This window comes from Flavobacterium indicum GPTSA100-9 = DSM 17447 (assembly GCF_000455605.1).
GTDB classification, from domain to species: Bacteria; Bacteroidota; Bacteroidia; order Flavobacteriales; family Flavobacteriaceae; genus Flavobacterium; species Flavobacterium indicum.
In genome coordinates this window covers 2484653-2506030 of the sequence record NC_017025.1, presented here as the reverse complement: position 1 = coordinate 2506030, position 21378 = coordinate 2484653, and the positions used below count along the sequence as shown (strand labels likewise).

The following is a 21378-nucleotide window of genomic DNA, read 5'->3' as shown; positions in this document are numbered from 1 at the left end:
ACTTAATTTATGTTAAAAAATATAGTTTTTCTTTTTTTTTGTAATTTTATATTATCTCAAAATATTACAATAACTTCAAATCCTCAAAATTCTAAAGTTTATTTTAAAGATAAATTAATAGGAAACACTCCTTTAGAGGTAAATTTAACACAAATTGGTAGTTACAAGCTTAAACATGAAGGTTATAAAAGTATTGATTTTGAAATAGTACCTGTTAAAAAAAATGAACTTAGCAAAGCATTATTATTAAAAGAATTGTTCTTTGTTAAATTTGAAAAAAACACTTTCGATTTTCAACTTTCGGCAAAATTTAATGACATAAACAATGATAAGATTTTAATTGGTTTTCAAAATCCTATATTTGATTTTACTAATGAAAAAGTTATTGGGAAAATTAATGGTAAAGAAAAAAAATTAAGTTCCAAAGATATTCACAGAATAATTGGTTTTACAGAGAATTTAGAAGAAAGATTGTTCAATTCTTTTGATGAATCTTATATTATACCTTTCTATTTTGAAAAGACTAAATACTTTCAAGATAATTCATTTTTACATAGTCCTAAGATAATATTTGTTCCAAAGATTAAAGAAATGTATTTTGATTTGAAAGGAGATTTGTTGAGAGATTATAGTGGTAAAGTTAAATCAAAAATAAATTGGGAATTATACAATGTTGATAATTTAAATTCAAAATTAAAGGAAATTGAAACTATAATTGAATTTGATAGACTTGAAAATAATTATAATTTGATCTTACATGAAATCATGTTTAAATCTCAATTAAAATTAAGTGAAAATTTAGATTTATTAATTGAGTTAAAAAAAATTGAACAGGATTATTTGTTAAATAATATTGGTGATAAAATTCAATTACCATTAATTCAAAATAATAGTAATAATGGCGTGTTAAAGATTGATAATCTATCTCAAAATGTGGTAACAATTGAAAATGAAAAAGGTTTTGGTAGTGGTTTTTTTATCACAAAAGACGGTTGTATTTTAACAAATGCTCATGTTGTTGATAGTGAAGACGATAATTTTGTCCTTTATAAAAATAAGAAAATTGCAGCTAAGGTTTTAAAAATTAATAAATCTGTAGATTTAGCATTGTTGAAAATTGAAGAAGTTACTGATGCATTTGAATTGTGTAAAGAGCAATTTAATATCAGTGAAGAAGTATTTGCAATTGGTACTCCAATCGATAAAAGTTTAAATAAAACAATAACCAAAGGAATTATTAGTGCAAAAAGAAAAATTAATGTAGTTGATTTTATTCAAACTGATGTAAGTATAAATTCAGGTAACAGTGGAGGTCCATTATTAAATAATAAAGGTCAAGTTATTGGAATTAATACAATGAAAATTTCTAAAGAAAATGTTTCTGGTTTGGGGTTTGCAATAGATATTAATTTTGCTTTAAAAATGTTAAATATTAATTAACTCTTATTCGCTAATTGTCCGCAAGCAGCATCTATGTCTTTGCCTCGACTTCTTCGAACTTTTACCACAATATCATGTTTTTCTAAGGCTGAAATGTAATTGTTAATGGCTTGTTCGCTGGCTTGTTGAAACATACCGTCGTCTATTGGATTATATTCAATTAAGTTGACCTTGCAAGGAACATATTTGCAGAATTTAACCAAAGCATCGATCGATTTTTTATCGTCATTGATGCCTTTCCAAACTACATATTCATAGGTTACTTTGCTTTTGGTTTTCTTGTACCAATATTCTAATGCTTCTTTTAATTCGGGTAGTGGAAAACTCTTTGTAAAAGGCATAATTTCATTTCTAATTTCTTCTACCGCTGAATGAAGGGAAACAGCTAATTTGAATTTTACTTCGTCATCGGCCATTTTTTTAATCATTTTAGAAACACCAGAAGTGGAAACAGTAATGCGTTTGGGTGACATGCCTAATCCTTCAGGAGAAGTAATTTTTTCTATTGCTTTCATGACATTAGGATAATTCATCAGCGGTTCACCCATTCCCATGAAAACTATATTAGAAAGCGGACGGTTGTAATACAATCTACTTTCATTATCTATAGCTGCTACTTGATCATAAATTTCATCCGGATTTAAATTGCGCATACGTTTTAATCGAGCTGTTGCACAGAAATTGCAATCTAAACTACAACCCACCTGACTAGAAACACAAGCGGTTGTTCTTGTTTCAGTTGGAATTAAAACCGATTCCACTATTAAATCATCATGCAAACGAACGGCATTTTTTACGGTACCGTCTTCACTGCGTTGCATCGTATCTACTTTTATGTGATTGATGACAAAGTTAGCTTCGAGCATGGCGCGGGTTTCTTTAGAAACATTGGTCATGTCTTCAAAAGAATGGGCACGTTTTTGCCATAACCATTCATAAACTTGATTACCACGAAAGGCTTTATCTCCATTAGAAACAAAAAAGTCTCTTAATTGTTCTTTGGTCAAGGCGCGAATGTCTCTTTTTTCTGTTTGCATGGTGCAAAAATACTATTAATGTGTCAATTAATCAATTTTCGATGTGTCAATTAGTTTTTAAGTTTGTTGAAAGTTGATTTTATCCTTGTTATTGATTTTTGAAATTGCCATTGCTAATGAAAGTTGTATTTTTGTACTTCAAAATTTTACCTTATGCATTTTATCTCGGAAGAATTAGAAAATTATGTGGCTCAACATTCACAACCTGAGCCCGAATTGTTAGCTAAATTAAATAAAGAAACACATCAAAAAATTTTGCAACCTAGAATGTTAAGTGGGCATTTTCAGGGAAGAGTTTTAAGTATGTTATCTAAACTTATTCGTCCGAAAACCATTTTGGAAATTGGTACTTACACAGGTTATGCAGCCTTGTGTTTAGCTGAAGGTTTGCAAGAAGATGGCGTACTTCATACGATTGATAATAATGAAGAATTAGTGGAATTTCAAAAAAAATACTTTGATGCCTCAGATTATAAAAATCAATTGGTACAACATTTAGGAAATGCACTTGAAATTATTCCAACATTGAATCTAAAATTTGATTTAGTTTTTATTGATGCCGATAAAGAAAATTATAACAATTACTTTGAAATGATTGTTCCAATGATGCATAAAGGCGGGGTTATTTTATCGGATAATGTGTTGTGGAGCGGAAAGATTTTAGGTGAAGTGAAACCTAATGATAAAAGTACTAATGCTTTATTGGCTTATAATAAATTGATTAATGAAGATGATCGGGTAGAAACGGTATTATTGCCTATTAGAGATGGATTAACCGTTACGAGAGTGAAGTAGTTTTCTTGAATTTTAAAAAATAAGTTTCATAATATTTATACGAGAAATGGGAGATGCAAATGGTTAGTATTACAATTAAAACTGAATAGCTTACTATATATAGATTATCTGGGATTTTATTCACTATTTGAAGTTTTAAAAATACAAAACCAATAATTTGCATTGAAATAGCATGAAACATGTATATACCATAAGAAATAGTGCCTAAATAGTTTAATGATTTATTCTTTAGATACGATATTGGTTTCTTTGATAGAGCTGACAAGAATAAACTAAATAATACCATGCTAAATAGATGATATTGATTTTCATTAAAATTGTATTTAAAGAAATTAGTCAATAGATATATCAAAATAACTACATAAATTAGATTTGAAATAAGTTTGTTGAAATTAATTTTATCAAAATATATTGAGCAAATCCCACCAAATGTAAAATAAAAAAAATACATTTTATATTCTTTCAAAAAAGGTAAAATGTTTGAAGAAAAAAGAAGTAAATAAATTATAGTTAAAGCAATTAGAGTTTTCTTAAGTTTTGATAATGGTACTAGAAAAAATAATGGAGCTATTATAATGTAAAACTGTTCTTCAATACCAATTGACCAGAGGATTTCTAAAATTCCACCTGGTGAATAGGTTAAAAAAATATTGGAAAAAAAGGTAACCGAAAGGATGATGCCTTCTAATAAATTATATGAATTTTCGAATTGAAACCCTAGTTTAGGTAAAATAATTTGATAGTGAATAAAGCCATATATCAATACTAAATAATAAAGAGGAAAAATTCTATAAATTCTATTAAGAAAAAATCTTTTTAAATCAATTGAATTTGTAGTTGTTTTTTCTATGTATAATTGTTTTATAATCAAGAAGCCACTTAGTGAAAAAAACATCCAAACACATTCTTCTCCTTTTAAAAATAAAGGGAAGTTATTAAAGGATGGCAATCCTCTTTTTTCAAAAAATTCTGGTATATGAAACAATACAACAAGAATTGCTAAAATAAATCGAAGCGATGTTAAATTAGGAATTCGTTGCATATTTTTTTATAATTAATTCGTAGATTTTATAAAATAAAAATCCACTCAATGCTCCAAAAGCATAACCAGTTATAATATCTAATGGGAAATGTAATCCAAGATAAATTCTACTGTAAGCAAAAATTAGGGGGAATAAAAAAATTAAATAGGTGTGTTTGTAATACCTTCTCAAGATTAGAAAAATCAACATCATTGATGCACTTGAATTAGATGCATGCCCAGAGAAAAAACTGAAAGTGTCACTTGATTTTACAATTCTGATCAGGTGTTTGATTTCTAAATCATTGCAAGGGCGTAAACGCTGTACAGTATCTTTTACAAGATTAGTAACTTGGTCAGTAAAAACAAGCATTACTGCGATAGTTACAAATAATAAGGCTAATTTTTTACCTCCAATTTTTTTGTATAAAATGTAAGCCAAAGCCAGGAAAAAAGGGGTCCAATGCAATTGTTTGGTAATTAACAACCAAAATTGGTCATAAGGAACACTTCCTAAGTTATTTAAAAAAACAAAAAGTTGTTTGTCTAAGGCTATTATTTTTTCCATGTATATTAATAAAAAGAAGCTTGGTCAGATTTACATTTGACGTTTTATGGGACCAGAAAGATTTTCAAATTCTTCTTTTATTTCCTCAACTGGATTTTGGAATTCAACGGGATTCAAAGCGTTATTCATACTTTGTTTGGCGCTTTCAATTTCTTCAGTTATACCGCCAGTCAAAGAATTAACATCTAAACCATTTTCTGAAGCTCCTTTTTGAATTTCATGTTTAATTTCGTTGGTTGCATTTTTAAGTTGGGCCATACCTTTGCCTAATGTTCTTGCGATTTCAGGTATTTTATCTGAACCGAATAACATTAATACAACTACTAGAATTAATACTAATTCTCCTCCGCCTATTCCAAACATAAATTAAATTTTAGATTCACAAAGTTAATAAAAGTTACTTGTTAGCCATTGTAACTTTGAATATTTTTAACAAAAAAAGCGCAATTCAAATGAATTACGCTTTTTTAAAAACTTATACTATTTTTATTTTTTTTCTATTTGATCAAATTTTGAAGCAGCTTCTTGTTTTGGCCAAGTATTATTAGTCGTGTCAATGTCGGCAGTTTCTAATTTAGGGTCAACTACAATTTTAACTACTTTTTTCTCAGTTGCAAATACTCTTTTAGCTACTTCGTTATTTCTTCTCCAAATTTGTGCTGGAAATTTATGTACTTCAGAAGTTCCGTCTTCGAATTGTAATTCAGCAATTATTGGCATAATCATTCCGCCTGGTTTGTCAAATTCAACTTCATAGAAGTATTGCGGATTTTTTAATGCTTTTCTTTCTTCAGCGGTATATTTTTTATTTAAATACTCGTTTAGAGATTGAACTTCTTCAATTTTAAATCCTTTTTTGTTTTCTGCTTTTAAATCTGATGAATCTTCTGCAAGTAAGTATAAAGAAGGACCTTGGTCACCACTAACTCTTCTTCCTCTTCTATTAAATGATTCTTTGTTTTCTTTTGTTGCACTTTCAGAAACATAATATTGTTTTACACTTTTAATTCCTATATCTACATAGTCAGTAGAGTAGAACCAACCTTTCCAGAACCAATCTAAATCTACAGCAGATGCATCTTCCATTGTTCTGAAGAAATCTTCAGGAGTTGGATGTTTGAATTTCCAACGATTAGCATACGTTTTGAAAGCATGATCAAATAATTCGTGCCCCATAATTGTTTCACGTAAAATGTTTAATCCGGTAGCCGGTTTTCCATAAGCATTTGCGCCAAAATTGTAAACCACATCTCCTTGACTCATAATTGGTTCTAAATACTGTTGGTTGCCTTTCATGTATGGAACAATTAATCGAGCCGGACCTCTATCTACTGGGAAAGTAGCTTCCCATTCAATTTCTGTTAAATATTCTAAGAAGGTGTTTAATCCTTCATCCATCCATGTCCATTGTCTTTCATCTGAATTCACTATCATCGGGAAGAAATTGTGTCCAACTTCGTGGATAATAACCCCTAACATACCATATTTAACTCGGTCACTTACTTTACCTGTTTCGTCAGGACGACCAAAGTTCCAACAAATCATTGGGTATTCCATACCTTGATCTTCTGCTGAAACAGATACAGCTTTTGGATAAGGGTAATCAAAAGTATATTTTGAATAGGTTCTTAATGTATGTGCAACAGCCTTAGTAGATAAATCTCCCCATAAAGGATTTGCTTCTTTAGGGTAAATAGAAATGGCCATTGGTTTGTTGTTTCCAATTTGAACTGCCATTGCATCTAAGATAAATTTACGAGATGTTGAAAATCCAAAATCACGAACATTTTCTGCTTTAAACTTCCAAGTTTTTTTCTCGTTTGAAAATCCTTTTTCTTTTGCAGTTGCCTCTTCTTGAGTTACAATAACAACCGGTTTGTCAAATGTTTTTTCGGCTAATTCCCATCTTTTAACTTGTTCAGCCGTGTAAACTTCAGCTCTATTTTGTAAAGTTCCTGTACCTTCAATAATATGGTCTGCCGGAACAGTAATACTTACGTCGTAATTACCAAAAGCTAAAGCAAATTCACTTCTTCCCCAAAATTGCATGTTTTGCCAACCTTCCACGTCGTTATACACACACATTCTTGGGTAAAATTGTGCCATAACATACAAACGATTTCCATCAGGGAATTGTTCATATCCTGAACGGCCATTGTTTGCAGACCCTTGATAATTAACAATGTTATACCACCATTTGATTGAGAAACTTACTTTTTCACCTTTTTTTAATGGTTGAGGCAAGTCAATACGCATCATAGTTTGATTGATGGTATATTTCATTGCATTGCCTTTACTGTCTTTAACGTATTCTATGTTAAATCCTCCATCGAAACCTGATTCTAAATAAGTCTTAGCAAAGTTGGATCCGTTTGTGGCAGGAAAAATGGTTTTATTGTCAATTAATTGCGTTTGATTGTCTCTTCTTTCGATGTTTTGGTCTAGTTGTAACCATAAATATTCAAGAGATTCAGGAGCATTGTTATAATAAGTAATCGTTTCATTACCATACAAGCGAGCTAATTTATCGTCTAACTCTAAATTGATTTTGTAATCTGCTTTTTGTTGGTAATACGCTGGTCCTGGAGCTCCAGAAGCAGATCTGTACATGTTTGGAGTGGCCATTTCATTGTACATTTGACTAAATTTATTTTTGTCATAATGTCCAGGCTCTCTCTTCGATTCCTCTTTTTTAACTTCTTGAGCAAATGTAATTGAGCCAAGAACTAAAAATGCTAGTGAGATAGACTTTTTCATTTTATAAATTAATAAACGTTGAATTAATAGTTTAATTTTTGGTTATTATTATCATTAGTAAACAAAAGTGTTTTTTTGTTACCATTATTATTCAAATGTACTAAATTTTGTTGTTCTTTAAATTCTTCTATTAGAACATTGTTGGTAATTTCTAAAGATTTTATTTTATCGGAAAATTTAATCTTCAAATAACAAATAAGTACATTGTCTTCTTGTTCTTTTAAAAGGAAACTAAAATTTTGTATTTTATTGTTAACTTTTATTTTTAGTTTTTCTTGTAAATATTTTTCAATATAAGTGTTAGCGTCTGCTACTTCATCTTTTGTAGTTATATAAAAATGTTTGTTGAATTTTTTATGTAATACTTTTTCAAAGTCATCTATAAATAAACGAGTAGTGATTTGGATGCTTTTTTTCTCTTTAAAATAATCAATTTGAAAAACACCTATGTAGAATTTGTGTAAGGCAAATGCCGTACTTATTAAGAAAATGAAACTTATTAAAATTAATTTTAATTTATTCATTTTTAGCAGGTTCCATTTGTTGTTCATTTTTATTTTCTTTTGGCTGAATTTCGTTTTCTTTTAATTTCAAATAATCTGTTGCCAGATAGCTTAATCTAAAAGATACCATTGTTTTGTTTTTAGCTTTTAAAGCATCGATTAACGTTTGGTCTTCCACAATATAGAAAATGAAGCCATCAACATATTCTTCTGGAATTCTTAGAATTTGTACAATATAATCGCGCTCAAAATTATTAATTATTTTTTCTTGTAGAAATTCTTTTCGTTCAATTTCGAGTTCTTTTTTAAGTTGTTTGGTTCTGCCTGATAGCCAATTAAAGAGAGGGTCAATGCTAAATGCCGTGTTTAATCCCCATTGGCCATCTAAAGCAGAGGCGGTTTTTAATCGTCTTTCAGCAGGGGTATATTGTTTTTGTCCTTTTTTTACCAAGCCTAAAGATTCTGCCGTTACTCCATCACCATTGGTAATCATAATTTCTTTAATGTGTTTGGTGTGTATTTTTAATTTAATGAAAAGTAAATTTGAACCAAAATCTTTTTTAGTTACAACATGTTTTTTTGCTTCTAAATGAATGGCACTAAACATAATGGTGTCATTTACATTTGCTTTGATTTTAAAATACCCTCCATTTTCAGAAATAGTAGTATTTTTGTTTGTAAGATTTACAATAGTAACGCCATCAGTATCATTTGTTTCTACTATAATTTTACCTTTTATGATAGAATCTGTTTGAGCTACAATTGATTGTGCAAAAAATAATACTAGTATGTTGAAGAATATTTTCAATATTTCTTAATTTTTTTTGTAAAAATAGAAGAAGTCTGTTGATGAATCTAATAAAATTTTGTTAAGAATATAATTGAATGTAAAAAAGATGAAAAAAGTCATTATCGCTAGTACTTCTACACTTTATGAAAGTGGGTATCTAGCGTATTTAAAAGATGAATTAAAAAATCATTTTCAAGGTGTTAAGAATTTACTTTTTGTTCCTTTTGCTAGACCAAGTGGAATTTCTCACGACGATTATACCGCTAAAGTAGCTGTGTTTTTTAAAGATTTAGGAATACAAGTTAAAGGAGTGCATGAATTTGAAAACCCAATTGAGGCTGTTGAAAATGCAGAAGCTATATTTACAGGTGGCGGCAATACGTTTGTGTTGGTTTCTATGTTGTATAAATTTAATTTACTGGATGCTATTGAGAAAGCTGTAAATAAAGGGGTTCCTTATCTGGGGACAAGTGCTGGGAGTAATATTTGTGGTTTAACTATGGGTACTACGAATGATATGCCAATTGTATATCCGCCAAGTTTTAAAACTTTAGGTTTGGTTTCTTTTAATATAAATCCGCATTATTTAGATCCAATAGAAGGATCAACGCATATGGGAGAAACGCGTGAAACCCGAATTAATGAATTCCATCATTATAATCCACAGTCCGTTTTAGGATTAAGAGAAGGTAGTTGGTTGGAAGTTTTGGGAGATAAAATTACATTAAAAGGGAATTTGTCTGCAAGATTGTTTCAAAAAGGAAAACAACCTGTTGAGATTGAAACAGGATCAGATTTAAGTGATTTGAAATAGAAAATTAATAAAAAAGCCTCAACAAATGAGGCTTTAATTTTGATTGGAAGTGACATTCAGTATATAATACAAATAAAAAAAGCCTCAAGAAAATGAGGCTTTAATATTGAGCGGAAGACGAGGGATCTCGTTACACGTAACGAGACGACATTCAGCTTGGAAGGCCGACGCTCTACCAACTGCGCTACTTCCATATGGTAGATTGACATTTAATAAATTTTGAGCGGAAGCGACATTCAGCTTATAATACAAATAAAAAAAGCCTCAAGAAAATGAGGCTTTAATTTTGAGCGGAAGACGAGGGGTCTCGTTACACGTAACGAGACGACATTCAGCTTGGAAGGCCGACGCTCTACCAACTGCGCTACTTCCATATGGTAGATTGACATTTAATAAATTTTGAGCGGAAGCGACATTCAGCAAATAATGCAAATAAAAAAAGCTTCAAAAAATGAGGCTTAAATTTTGAGCGGAAGACGAGGGTTCTCGTTACACGTAACGAGACGGCATTCAGCTTGGAAGGCCGACGCTCTACCAACTGAGCTACTTCCTCATGGTAGATTGTAATTTCAATAAATTTTAAGAGGAAGTGACATTCAGTATATAATGCAAATAAAAAAAGCTTCAAAAATGAGGCTTAAATTTTGAGCGGAAGACGAGGGTTCTCGTTACACGTAACGAGACGGCATTCAGCTTGGAAGGCCGACGCTCTACCAACTGCGCTACTTCCGCATGGTAAATTGTAATTTCAATAAATTATAAGAGGAAGTGACATTCAGCAAATAATGCAAATAAAAAAAGCCTCAAGAAAATGAGGCTTAAATTTTGAGCGGAAGACGAGGGTTCTCGTTACACGTAACGAGACGACATTCAGCTTGGAAGGCCGACGCTCTACCAACTGAGCTACATCCTCATGGTAGATTGTAATTTCAATAAATTTAAGAGGAAGTGACATTCAGTATATAATGCAAATAAAAAAAGCTTCAAAAATGAGGCTTAAATTTTGAGCGGAAGACGAGGGATCTCGTTACACGTAACGAGACGGCATTCAGCTTGGAAGGCTACGCTCTACCAACTGCGCTACTTCCGCATGGTAAATTGTAATTTCAATAAATTTTAAGAGGAAGTGACATTCAGTATATAATGCAAATAAAAAAAGCCTCAAGAAAATGAGGCTTTAATTTTGAGCGGAAGACGAGGGTTCTCGTTACACGTAACGAGACGACATTCAGCTTGGAAGGCTGACGCTCTACCAACTGAGCTACTTCCGCATGGTAGAATGTAATTTCAATAAATTTTAAGAGGAAGTGACATTCAGTATATAATGCAAATAAAAAAAGCTTCAAAAAATGAGGCTTTAATTTTGAGCGGAAGACGAGGGATCTCGTTACACGTAACGAGACGACATTCAGCTTGGAAGGCCGACGCTCTACCAACTGAGCTACTTCCGCATGGTAGATTGTAATTTCAATAAATTTTAAGAGGAAGTGACATTCAGTATATAATGCAAATAAAAAAAGCCTCAAAAATGAGGCTTTAATTTTGAGCGGAAGACGAGGGATCTCGTTACACGTAACGAGACGACATTCAGCTTGGAAGGCCGACGCTCTACCAACTGAGCTACTTCCGCATGGTAGATTGTAATTTCAATAAATTTTAAGAGGAAGTGACATTCAGTATATAATGCAAATAAAAAAAGCCTCAAAAATGAGGCTTTAATTTTGAGCGGAAGACGAGGGTCGAACTCGCGACATTCAGCTTGGAAGGCTGACGCTCTACCAACTGAGCTACTTCCGCATGGTAGATTGTAATTTCAATAAATTTTGAGCGGAAGACGAGGGTCGAACTCGCGACATTCAGCTTGGAAGGCTGACGCTCTACCAACTGAGCTACTTCCGCATGGTAGATGTTTTTCTTTTGTGGGTGCAAATATAAAGTGAAAATTGTTATTCATGCAAATATTTTAATAACTTTTTTTTAATTATTTTTATCCTGGTTCTGTCTTAAAAAGATAATTGTTTAAAAATTAGAAATTTATAAAATGAATCTTAACGTAAAAAAAATTCCTTTTAATAAAACTTTTGTTGTTCGTCATCCAGTTTTAAGAGCAAATCGACCGGTAGAAGAATGTTATTTTGAGGGTGATGAATTACCCTCCACTACACATTTCGGATTGTTTGATCAGGATAATTTAGTAGGGGTGCTTTCCGTTTTTGAAAATAAACATCCTAATTTTAATGAAGGAAAAGTGTTTCAAATTAGAGGAATGGCTTTATTAAAAGAATATCAAAATAAAAATCTTGGAGTCATTTTATTAAATAAAGCAGAAGCTTATGTGAATACTCAAAAAGGTACTGTTATTTGGTTTAACGCTCGTGAAAAAGCGGTTAATTTTTATAAAAAAAATGGATTTCAAATTAAAGGTACTTTATTTGAAATTCCTCAAATTGGGTCGCACTATCTAATGTTTAAACAATTGACTTAAAATTGTATAATAAACTTCAAAAATAATATAAAAGGTTTTTATTAGTTGACAATAACTTTGCGAGTATAATTAAAGACTAATGAAAACAACTACTAATTCAATACAGATCGCATCAAGTTTAGTTGCTACTATTGCCGTTGTATTTATTTTATATATGTTGCAAGCATTTTTAATTCCTCTATTAATTGCAATTATTTTAAGTGTAATGGTTTTTCCAATGGTGCGATTTTTAGAAAGAAAGTTACGATTTAACAGAGTATTGTCGGCCTTGAGTGCTCTTTTTATATTAGCTTCTTTGACTTTTTTTGTTTTTTATTTTATTTGTTTTCAAATAAAAGATTTCTTAGATCAGTCGGATATTTATGCCTCAAGATTAAATGTGTTATACGAAGAAATTCAACTTCATTTTAAAAAATATAATTTAAGCGGATTGCTTTCATCAGAAAATAAGAATTTAAAAATAGAAGCTCTTTTAAAGGACAATTTTTCTAAAATAGGCGAATTTGTAACACAATCAGGAAGTATACTTAGTGATTTGTTCTTAATTCCAATTTACATTTTTTTCTTCTTATTGTATAGAAAATTCTTTGTAACTTTTATTTATAAAGTGTTTCCCAAAAAGAACAATAGGTTTATAAATACTATTTTAAAAAAGATATACGACGTTCAAAAAAGTTATTTATTAGGGTTGTTTACTGTAATGTTTATAGTTGGTGTGCTTAATAGTCTGGGATTACTTTTTTTGGGAATTGAAAATCCTTTTTTCTTCGGTTTTTTAGCAGCATTATTATTACTTATTCCCTATATAGGAATCTTAATTGGTTCGTTATTACCCGCATTAGTTGCTTTGGCAACAAAAGATTCGTCTTGGTATGCAGTTGCCGTAATTGGAGTGTTTGGATTTGTTCAATTTTTAGAGGGAAATTTTATTACACCCAAAATTACAGGTTCTAAAGTAAGTGTAAATTCATTTGTTTCTATTATAGCTTTGGTTTTGTTTTCAATGTTATGGGGGACAGCAGGAATGGTTTTAGCATTGCCTATAACTGCTTCATTAAAAATAATTTTTGATCATACGCAACATTTAAAACCCTATGGTTTTTTGATAGGTGAACCATTAGATGAACATTTAAAGAGCAATGCTATGCATCGATTGAAGATTTGGAAAGAAATAAGAGCAAATAAAAATTAAAAATTTGGTTATCTTTACCACTAAACCTTAAACTATGAAAGCGTTTTTAAAATTTGATATTCCTACCTTAGCTAAAAAAGTATTGGAGGAAAAATTGCAATTATTTGATGTGAAATTTCAAGTAACTGGATTTGGAGAATTAGAGTTTTTTGAAAATTTAAATGAAGAAAAACTTCAAGCCATTATTAGTTTATTTCAAGACTATGGAATTGAAGTGATTGAAAATCAGAAGACAATTTTGATACAAAAAATTAAAGATGCTATTCATGAGATGATTTTTCAAGACACACCTGTTGGTGTTAAAAGCTCGGTTTATTTAGCCGAAAAATTAAATCATAGTTATGGTTATTTGTCTAATTTATTTTCAGAAGTTACGTATACATCTATTGAAAATTATATTATTCTTCAAAAGATTGAATATGCCAAACAGTTAATAGTAAATGACAAATTAAGTTTAACAGAAATTGCGTATAAATTAAACTATTCTAGTGTAGCGCATTTAAGCACACAATTTAAAAATACAACAGGAATCACACCGTCAGCATTTCAAAGAATTATAACTAAAAGAAGAGAATTGGCCAACAAAAAATAAATAACATGCAAAAAGAGTATATCCATATAATTTTAGCGGACGATGATGAAGATGATCGTTTGTTTTTTACTGATGCTTTTGATGAAATAAAAATAAATACAAAGGTGCAAACTTTCAATGATGGTGTTGAATTAATGGAATATTTGCAAAAAGATGAGGCAATACTTCCTCAGGTATTATTTTTGGATTTAAACATGCCTAGAAAAGGCGGAATTGAATGTTTACACGAAATAAAGCAAAACAATAAGTTTAAAGATATTGCCATTGCCATTTATTCAACCTCTTCTTCAGAACAAGATATTGAAGAAACCTTTATAAGTGGAGCAAATATTTACATTAAAAAACCAAATGATTTTGCAGCTTTAAAAAAAGTATTGTCAGATGTGGTAACAATAAATTGGCAATACCATACTTCTGGTTTAAATAAAGATAATTTTTTATTACGCATGTAAAATGAAAAATTTCACATTTCCTAAATCGCCTGTTTTTTTACGTGTGGTGTTTGTAGTATCAGTGGCTGTAATATTTTTTATCTCGGCAATGACTTACAAGCATTTATTGGTTTTAAACAATTCTTCAAAATGGGTAACTCATTCCTATGACGTTTCTTTAAATTTAGAAAAGTTATTTACTTACATTAAGGAGCTAGAAGTAGCAAGGAGGGATTATATTTTAACTCAGGATAAAACAGATTTAGAAATGATGACTGTTTCTAAGTTAAAAGTTGAAAAAACAATGTATATTATTGATTTGCAAACAAGAGGCAATGTGAATCAACAGAAAAATATTCTTCAATTAAAAGATTTGATTAATAAACAGTATAACTTCATTGAGGATTATAGTCGTGAGTCTAAAGCAATTTTAACAGATGTAGATCTAAAAATGAATCTATTAGCTTCTAAAAAAATTATTCATGATTTAAAAATCAAAATTTATGAAATGATTAATTTAGAAATAAAAGTGCTAAAAGAGCGACAAGAAGAAAATAATAATGCGTTAGCTTTTACTCCAATTATACTCTATGTTACACAATTAATAACATTGGCAATAGTTTCATTGGCTTTTGTACGAATTAACAAAGACTTACAAGAAATTAAAACGAAGAATAATGATTTAGTTATATCAAATGAAATTTCAAATTTGGCAGAAGAAGTTGGTAATTACGGGAGCTGGCATTGGGATTTAGTTGAAGATAAAATGTATTATTCTGATAATATGTTTAAAATGTTGGGTGTTGAAAAAGATGCATTTCAACCTAATAATGAAAATTATGCTCAATTTGTACATCCAGATGATAAAGACTTTGTAAATGAACAAATTCAAAAAATGAAAAACAATCAAAAAGTTGATTCATTTACTTATAGAATTGTAAAAAAAGATGGAGAAATTAGGTATAGAAAAGCAGTTGGTAAATTAGTAAATAGAAATGGTAAAAACAGTATAGTTGGTACCACTATCGATATAACTGAAGAACGAAATATAAACAATCAAATTGAAGATAGAAATAGAGAATTGGAACGAAATAATCGCGAATTAGAAGCATTTAATTATGTTGCCAGTCACGATTTACAAGAGCCATTGCGAAAAATTCAAACTTTTATTTCTCGTTTAGATGAAAAAGAGAAACATAGTTTATCAGATAATGGCAAAGCGTATCTGGAACGAATTAAATCTGCAGCTACCAGAATGCGTTTGTTAATTGACGATTTATTGCAATTTTCCCGAACCAATAAAACAGAAAAAGTATTTGAACTGTCAGATTTAAATGAGCTTTTAAATCAATCAACAGTTGAATTATCGCAAGAAATTGAAAAAACAAACACAAAAATTATCGCTGATAAATTACCAATTGTAAATGTAATTCCTTTTCAAATTCAACAAATGTTTACCAATTTAATTTCAAATTCAATTAAATATAGAAAACCCAATAGTTCACCAGAAATCCAAATTAAATACACAAAAGTAAATGCGGAAGAGGAAAATTTGTTGCCATTAAATTTAACGGGTTATTTTTATAAATTTCAGTTTATAGACAATGGTATTGGATTTGAACAACAATATGCTGAAAAAATATTTATATTATTTAATAGACTTCATAATAAAGAAGAGTATCAAGGAACAGGAATCGGTTTGGCTATATGTAAAAAGATTATTGACAATCATAAAGGCTATATAATAGCGAAAGGAGAACCTGATCTAGGAGCTACATTTACGTTTTTTTTACCAGTTTAAAAAGTCTCAGAAATGAGGCTTTTTTTGTGGTGTAAATTTTGTAAATCTTTATTTAAAATCTGTAAGACAAACTTCTTTAAAAGGCCTCAACTTTGTAAGGTAAGCTGATTAGAAAAAGAATGATGGTTTGAAATGTGTATTTTGTAAAAAACAACAAAATTAATGTAACCTATTATTTTTCTTTCAGTTGCAACTTTGTATTGTTAGTTTAAAAAAGTAAAAGTTATGAAAAGTAGTAGAAAAGCAACAACAGTATTAGCCTTGTTGATAGGATTATTAATGAGTGCACAAGACAATTCAACTCCAAATGCAAAAGTGGGTTTTAAAGGAGGGATAAACTTATCTAATTTGTATGTAGATGATGTAGATGATGAAAATGTTTTAACAGGATTTAATGCCGGTTTGTTCTTTGATTTGCCTTTGTCTAAAAATGTATCCCTACAACCAGAAGTAAGTTATACTGTAAAAGGAGCGGAGGTTACGTATGATAATTTATTGGTATCAGGAACTACAAAATACCGTTTAAATTATATTGAAGTTCCGGTATTATTGAAAGCAACTATTTTGCCTGGCTTCAACATCCATTTTGGACCCTATGCTGCTTTTTTAGTTGATGCAAAAATTACTAATGAGTCAACAAATGCAACTTTTAATTTTGAGCAAAACATAGATAAAAGTGACTTAAATACAATAGATGCAGGGTTAGCTTTGGGTACTGGTATCGATTTAGGAAATTTTGGAATTGGTGTTCGTTATAATTATGGACTTACTAAAGTTGGAAAAGAACAAAATTACGCTGGAACAACATATACATTTCCTAATGGTAAAAACAGTGTGTTAAATATTTATGCGACAATAAAATTTTAAAAAGTTAGCTATGGAAGATTTATTATACATAGCCGCAATAGTATTAGTTATTTTATGGGCTATCGGATTTTTTGTGTACAGTACCACAGCTTTAATACATGTTTTATTGGTACTTGCCGTGATTGCTATAGTGTTAAGAGTAATAAAAGGGAAGAAAATTTAAAAAATTATTATAATATGAAAACAAAAGATTTAGTTATTGGAGTTCTCGGCGGAATAGCTGTAGGAGCAGTATTAGGAGTGCTTTTTGCGCCAGACAAGGGAAGTAACACTAGAAAAAAAATTGTAGATAAAGGTAATGATGTAACAGATAATTTTAAGGCTCAATTGACAGCAATTTTGAATAAGTTAGACAATAAATCAGAGGAAGTTGCTTCAAAAGTTGATGAGGTAGTTTCGAATGAAGCAAAAAGAAATGACTTAGAAAATAAAGTTTTAGGTATTTAAAATAAATAATATGGAAGAGAAAACAACAACTAACGAACTTTATCAAAAAGCGGAAAACTATGCAAAGTCTAGTTTAAAGTTGGTTTGCTTACAGACTGTAAAAAAATCGTCAGAACTCTTTGCTGCTTTGGGTTTTGGTTTTATTTTGGTTGTGGTAGTGTGTTTTTTTTTCGTATTAATTAATTTTGGAGTTAGTCTTTGGGTTGGTCAAAAATTAAATGATTTGGCCTTGGGATTTTGTTTGGTAGCCTCTTTTTACTTTGTTTTAGCCATTTTATTATTAGTATTTAAGAAAACCATAATGAATAAATATTTTAAAAATTGGATCATTAATCAATTTGTAAGCCATTCAGAATTAAATGCTATAATTAAACAAAATCAAAATAATAAATCATGAAAACGGAGCAACCCATTGACCAATTAAATTTCGCAATTGAGTTGATTAAAAGTAAAAATGCTGTTGATTATCAGGAATTAAAATCTGAAATTAATCAGTTTAAAGAAGAAATTTATCCTTCAACTATTTTAAAAAATTCCTTTTCAAGCTGGATTTCAACAAGCATAAAAGAACCATTGCAATTCAAGAATCTTTTGCCTTCAATTATTGGGATTTTAACGCAGAAAATTATTTCAGGAAATTCTAAAAGTGTCTATAAAAATGCTTTAGGATATGGAGCTGAATTACTAGTAAATCAATTAGTCAACAAAATTTTAAATAAACATACGCCATGAAAAAAAGAATCGTTTTAAAAGGACTTATCGTTCTAAGTGCCTTTTTGTTTCAAGTTAATTTTGTAATTGCGCAAGAACAGCAACCTGTTGAAAATTACGACCAAGGATTTCGTCTAGGTTTTGGACTAAATGCCGGAGCACCACTTCAAAATCCGTATGAAATGAGTTTGGGTGCTGATGCAAGAATTCAGTATGATTTTACTAAAAAAACATCCTTAACTCTAACCACTGGTTTTACTAATTTATTTGTAGAAGGTGGAGCTAATGACTTAGGTTATATTCCTGCAAAATTAGGTTTTAAGGCTTTTGTTTTAAAAGATAAATTTTATTTGATGGGTGAAGCTGGTGCCGCTTTTGCAGTAACTAACAATTATGATAAAACTTCATTTTTATGGAGTCCAAGTATAGGTTATGCAACAAATAAAATTGATATTAGTCTTAAGTACGAAAATTTTAATGATTTTCCTATTATTCGAAATAATGTAGTTGAAAATGGTTTAGGAATTGTTTCACTTCGTTTAGCTTATGGATTTAAATTATAATTTTCATATATTTATACTTTACTATTTTAGTAAACAGAATGTTATGAAAATTAAAAGACAATAATTTTAACAAGAAAAAAATTGTAATACATTTGCACTACTTATGAAGCACACCATTTCAATTATTTTGTTAATCGTATTAGGATTTTTTTCTTGTAAAAAAGAGGAAAACAAAGAGGTTCTTTTTGCGCAACATGATATTGTAGATACGGTTAGGAATGTCACAATACATGTTATGCCTCAAGATTTACTTGAAAGTCAATCCGACAGTGTTCAGGCTTATTATCGTAAATTTAAAAATTATGAAATTTGGTATGATCGCGAAAATAGAGAAGACTTAATTGCGCAAATAGAGAATTGTAAATCTGAAGGTTTAAACCCTGATGATTATAATTTGACAAAAATATATAATATTGAAATCAAAAGAGATTTATTAGAAAAAGAGGAATTGTTGGCCTATGATGTATTACTAACGGAAACTTTTGAAAAACTTGCAACACATTTTTATAAAGGAAAGGTAAATCCTAAGGAAGTAGCACCAAATTGGGATTTGTTTGAAAAAAAATTAGCCGTTTCAAATTTATTAGTGGAAGCAATTCCTAGTAAAAAAGTAGCAACCACACTCAAAGGATTGCTTCCAAAGCATTGGCAATATAAAATGCTTCGACAAGCTTTAATTGATATTGAAAAATATCCAAATTCAAAGTTTGATTCTATCCGATTTAGTAAAAAAATCGTATTGAATGATACAACTTCTGTGGTTAAAAAAATAAAGGAACGATTGATTTTTTGGAACGATTATAAAAGAAAAGATTCAGTTCTTACGGGAGTATATGATACCATTACTTTTAAAGCAGTTAAACGTTTTCAATCGAGACACGGATTATTAGCTGATGGAGTTATTGGGGCAGGAACAATCAAAGCTTTAAATTTTACAAAAGAAACAAGAAAACAACAAATTTTAGCCAATTTGGAACGGTGGAGATGGTATCCAAAAGATTTAGGGAAACAGTACATTATTGTAAATTTACCGGAATTTAAGTTGCATTATGTAATAGATAATGATACCGTTGCAGAAAGAAAAGTTGTAGTTGGAAGACCTAAGCGAATGACTCCTGTATTGTCTTCAAAATTGTCAAATTTTGTTATAAATCCAACATGGACGGTTCCTCCAACCATTATTAAAGAAGATTTAGCGGTGGATGCTGCAAAAAATAGAGGTTATTTTTCAAGAAGTAGAATAAAAATTTATAATTCAAAAAATCAATTAGTCTCACCGCAAAGCTGGAATCCAAACAAACCAAATAACTATAGGTATGTACAAGATCCTGGTTACAATAATTCACTTGGTTTAGTTAAGTTTAATTTCCCAAACAGCCATTTGGTGTATTTACACGATACAAATCACAGAGAAATGTTTGCGTACAATTATAGAGCATTAAGCTCGGGTTGTGTTAGAGTGGAAAATCCAGTTGAACTAGCAAAGCAAATTTTATCCAGTCAAGACGGTGATCGATGGAAAGATGGAAAAGAAATAGATAAAATTATTTCTAAAAAAGATACTTATATGATAAAAGTAAAACAATCCATTTATATTCATCAACTGTACTGGACATGTTGGACAAATACAAACGGATTGCAGTTTAGAGATGATATATATAATTTAGATCTTGGGGTTTATGCTAAATTAAGAAGTTAATGAACTTTTGTTCATGTAAATTCTTGATGGATGATGAATATATAAAACCGATTTATTTTTTGTAATATCAATAAGTTTTTTGGTCAAGTGCGTAGGTACTGCAGGACAACCCTGACTTCTTCCTATATATCCTTGAGTCTTGATTAAATTTTTGTTTACATATTCAGCACCGTGTACAACAACTGCTCTTTCTCTTGCATTGTGATTTACACCAAATTCTTGACCATCTAATTTCATTGAAAGACCGTGTTTTCCATTGTAAGTTTCTCCAGTTAAATAAAAACCTAAGCTGCTTTTATGAGAATTGTTCTCGTTAGAAAAAGATTTTGCATATTCAGTTCCTGAATTCATTCCATGTGAAACTAATGATTGTAATATTACACGTTGAGTGGTCATGTCAATAACCCACATTCTTTCTTTTGTAGAAGATAAACTAAAATCAATAATAGTCAACACTTCATTTTTAACTTTGCCTAATTTTTTTAATTGCTCATAACCTTCAAAAGCTTTAGTAAAACTTTCTAATGATGGTAATGAGTATGCTCCTTTATTTATTGAATTAAAAACATTTTTAGATAGTACCTCAAAGTTAATTTCTTTATTTTCTGCTAATAGTCTGTTGTTTTCTATAATTTTTACAGAATCATTTACATTATTCGTCGTTTTTACTGCTTTTACAGCTGGTTTAAATGCTAAAAAGCCTAAAAAAAGAAGTGGTAAAAATTTGTAACTCATTGGTATTCTATTTGTTAATTGTGTTATTGTTGTTGCCAAATATAGATATTAATTTGAATAAAAAAAATTTTTTTATGTTTTTTAACGAAAAAAAATGCATTTCATCGATTTTTTTATAGTTTTTTCATCG

Annotated in this window: 23 protein-coding genes and 8 tRNA genes; 15 read left to right on the top strand and 16 right to left on the bottom strand. The window is 29.9% G+C overall.

Features of this window, described 5'->3' with window-relative positions:
* The first annotated feature begins 9 nt into the window (after window positions 1-9).
* Window positions 10-1440 (top strand): trypsin-like peptidase domain-containing protein, encoded by a 1431-nt coding sequence (locus tag KQS_RS14070; protein ID WP_014389379.1) that lies wholly within the window; start codon window positions 10-12, stop codon window positions 1438-1440.
* Here the strand turns inward: KQS_RS14070 and rlmN are convergent.
* Window positions 1437-2477 (bottom strand): 23S rRNA (adenine(2503)-C(2))-methyltransferase RlmN, encoded by a 1041-nt coding sequence (gene rlmN, locus KQS_RS11665; RefSeq protein ID WP_014389378.1) that lies wholly within the window; start codon window positions 2475-2477, stop codon window positions 1437-1439. The two genes, KQS_RS14070 and rlmN, sit on opposite strands and share 4 nt — an antisense overlap.
* A 153-nt stretch (window positions 2478-2630) precedes the next feature.
* On the opposite strand from rlmN, the gene KQS_RS11660 reads away from it, so the two are divergent.
* On the top strand, window positions 2631-3272 hold the full coding sequence (locus tag KQS_RS11660) for an O-methyltransferase (RefSeq protein ID WP_014389377.1): 642 nt from the start codon (window positions 2631-2633) through the stop codon (window positions 3270-3272).
* On the opposite strand, the gene KQS_RS11655 is transcribed toward KQS_RS11660, so the two are convergent.
* The 6 genes from KQS_RS11655 to KQS_RS11630 form a co-directional block, all read right to left on the bottom strand.
* The gene (locus tag KQS_RS11655) at window positions 3256-4314 is read right to left on the bottom strand and encodes an acyltransferase family protein (protein WP_014389376.1); all 1059 of its coding nucleotides are present in this window, start codon (window positions 4312-4314) and stop codon (window positions 3256-3258) included. The two genes, KQS_RS11660 and KQS_RS11655, sit on opposite strands and share 17 nt — an antisense overlap.
* Window positions 4298-4861: a phosphatase PAP2 family protein gene (locus tag KQS_RS11650; RefSeq protein ID WP_014389375.1), complete on the bottom strand. Its 564-nt coding sequence runs from the start codon at window positions 4859-4861 to the stop codon at window positions 4298-4300. The genes KQS_RS11655 and KQS_RS11650 overlap by 17 nt, the downstream gene beginning before the upstream one ends.
* 30 nt (window positions 4862-4891) lie before the next feature.
* Window positions 4892-5224 carry a Sec-independent protein translocase subunit TatA/TatB gene (locus KQS_RS11645; RefSeq protein ID WP_014389374.1) on the bottom strand — a complete coding sequence of 111 codons (333 nt, stop codon included), beginning with the start codon at window positions 5222-5224 and terminating at the stop codon, window positions 4892-4894.
* A gap of 123 nt (window positions 5225-5347) precedes the next feature.
* Window positions 5348-7618 carry a M1 family metallopeptidase gene (locus KQS_RS11640; protein ID WP_014389373.1) on the bottom strand — a complete coding sequence of 757 codons (2271 nt, stop codon included), beginning with the start codon at window positions 7616-7618 and terminating at the stop codon, window positions 5348-5350.
* A 23-nt stretch (window positions 7619-7641) separates the two neighbouring features.
* The gene (locus KQS_RS11635; RefSeq protein ID WP_014389372.1) at window positions 7642-8142 is read right to left on the bottom strand and encodes a DUF6702 family protein; all 501 of its coding nucleotides are present in this window, start codon (window positions 8140-8142) and stop codon (window positions 7642-7644) included.
* Window positions 8135-8929 carry a hypothetical protein gene (locus KQS_RS11630; RefSeq protein WP_014389371.1) on the bottom strand — a complete coding sequence of 265 codons (795 nt, stop codon included), beginning with the start codon at window positions 8927-8929 and terminating at the stop codon, window positions 8135-8137. Before KQS_RS11630 ends, KQS_RS11635 begins: the two co-directional genes overlap by 8 nt.
* 88 nt (window positions 8930-9017) lie before the next feature.
* Between KQS_RS11630 and pepE the strand changes: the two genes are divergently transcribed.
* Window positions 9018-9725, top strand: coding sequence for a dipeptidase PepE (pepE, locus tag KQS_RS11625; protein WP_014389370.1), 708 nt, complete (start codon window positions 9018-9020; stop codon window positions 9723-9725).
* A 468-nt stretch (window positions 9726-10193) separates the two neighbouring features.
* On the opposite strand, the gene KQS_RS11610 is transcribed toward pepE, so the two are convergent.
* The 8 genes from KQS_RS11610 to KQS_RS11570 all read right to left on the bottom strand — a co-directional run bounded on the left by KQS_RS11610 (window position 10194) and on the right by KQS_RS11570 (window position 11624).
* Window positions 10194-10276, bottom strand: a tRNA-Gly gene (locus KQS_RS11610).
* 96 nt (window positions 10277-10372) lie between these two features.
* Window positions 10373-10457: transfer RNA gene (locus KQS_RS11605), tRNA-Gly, on the bottom strand.
* A gap of 99 nt (window positions 10458-10556) precedes the next feature.
* A tRNA-Gly gene (locus KQS_RS11600) sits at window positions 10557-10638 on the bottom strand.
* Between the two features lie 273 nt (window positions 10639-10911).
* A tRNA-Gly gene (locus KQS_RS11590) sits at window positions 10912-10996 on the bottom strand.
* Between the two features lie 95 nt (window positions 10997-11091).
* Window positions 11092-11176 (bottom strand) — tRNA-Gly (locus KQS_RS11585).
* Window positions 11177-11270: 94 nt separating this feature from the next.
* A tRNA-Gly gene (locus KQS_RS11580) sits at window positions 11271-11355 on the bottom strand.
* A 94-nt stretch (window positions 11356-11449) separates the two neighbouring features.
* Window positions 11450-11522: transfer RNA gene (locus KQS_RS11575), tRNA-Gly, on the bottom strand.
* A 29-nt stretch (window positions 11523-11551) separates the two neighbouring features.
* Window positions 11552-11624, bottom strand: a tRNA-Gly gene (locus KQS_RS11570).
* Between the two features lie 142 nt (window positions 11625-11766).
* Between KQS_RS11570 and KQS_RS11565 the strand changes: the two genes are divergently transcribed.
* The 12 genes from KQS_RS11565 to KQS_RS11515 all read left to right on the top strand — a co-directional run bounded on the left by KQS_RS11565 (window position 11767) and on the right by KQS_RS11515 (window position 20513).
* Entirely contained in the window at window positions 11767-12210 is a 444-nt protein-coding gene (locus KQS_RS11565; RefSeq protein WP_014389368.1) for a GNAT family N-acetyltransferase, read from the top strand.
* A gap of 79 nt (window positions 12211-12289) precedes the next feature.
* Entirely contained in the window at window positions 12290-13402 is a 1113-nt protein-coding gene (locus tag KQS_RS11560) for an AI-2E family transporter (protein ID WP_014389367.1), read from the top strand.
* Window positions 13403-13436: 34 nt separating this feature from the next.
* Window positions 13437-13994 carry a helix-turn-helix domain-containing protein gene (locus KQS_RS11555; protein WP_014389366.1) on the top strand — a complete coding sequence of 186 codons (558 nt, stop codon included), beginning with the start codon at window positions 13437-13439 and terminating at the stop codon, window positions 13992-13994.
* Between the two features lie 5 nt (window positions 13995-13999).
* Window positions 14000-14446 carry a response regulator gene (locus tag KQS_RS11550; RefSeq protein ID WP_014389365.1) on the top strand — a complete coding sequence of 149 codons (447 nt, stop codon included), beginning with the start codon at window positions 14000-14002 and terminating at the stop codon, window positions 14444-14446.
* Between the two features lies 1 nt (window position 14447).
* Window positions 14448-16226: an ATP-binding protein gene (locus tag KQS_RS11545; RefSeq protein WP_014389364.1), complete on the top strand. Its 1779-nt coding sequence runs from the start codon at window positions 14448-14450 to the stop codon at window positions 16224-16226.
* A gap of 225 nt (window positions 16227-16451) precedes the next feature.
* A complete protein-coding gene (locus KQS_RS11540; protein ID WP_014389363.1) occupies window positions 16452-17093 on the top strand; it encodes a porin family protein in 642 nt (213 codons plus the stop codon).
* 10 nt (window positions 17094-17103) lie between these two features.
* Window positions 17104-17256, top strand: a complete 153-nt coding sequence (locus KQS_RS14455; protein WP_014389362.1) for a lmo0937 family membrane protein — start codon at window positions 17104-17106, stop codon at window positions 17254-17256.
* A gap of 14 nt (window positions 17257-17270) precedes the next feature.
* Complete coding sequence (locus KQS_RS11535) at window positions 17271-17540, top strand: YtxH domain-containing protein (protein ID WP_014389361.1); 270 nt, start codon at window positions 17271-17273, stop codon at window positions 17538-17540.
* Window positions 17541-17550: 10 nt separating this feature from the next.
* Window positions 17551-17937, top strand: coding sequence for a hypothetical protein (locus KQS_RS11530; RefSeq protein WP_014389360.1), 387 nt, complete (start codon window positions 17551-17553; stop codon window positions 17935-17937).
* A complete protein-coding gene (locus tag KQS_RS11525; protein WP_014389359.1) occupies window positions 17934-18272 on the top strand; it encodes a hypothetical protein in 339 nt (112 codons plus the stop codon). The genes KQS_RS11530 and KQS_RS11525 overlap by 4 nt, the downstream gene beginning before the upstream one ends.
* Window positions 18269-18814 (top strand): hypothetical protein, encoded by a 546-nt coding sequence (locus KQS_RS11520; protein WP_014389358.1) that lies wholly within the window; start codon window positions 18269-18271, stop codon window positions 18812-18814. Before KQS_RS11525 ends, KQS_RS11520 begins: the two co-directional genes overlap by 4 nt.
* A gap of 103 nt (window positions 18815-18917) precedes the next feature.
* Entirely contained in the window at window positions 18918-20513 is a 1596-nt protein-coding gene (locus KQS_RS11515) for a L,D-transpeptidase family protein (protein WP_014389357.1), read from the top strand.
* Here the strand turns inward: KQS_RS11515 and KQS_RS11510 are convergent.
* Window positions 20502-21248, bottom strand: a complete 747-nt coding sequence (locus tag KQS_RS11510; RefSeq protein WP_014389356.1) for a murein L,D-transpeptidase catalytic domain family protein — start codon at window positions 21246-21248, stop codon at window positions 20502-20504. The two genes, KQS_RS11515 and KQS_RS11510, sit on opposite strands and share 12 nt — an antisense overlap.
* Between the last annotated feature and the right edge of the window lie 130 nt (window positions 21249-21378).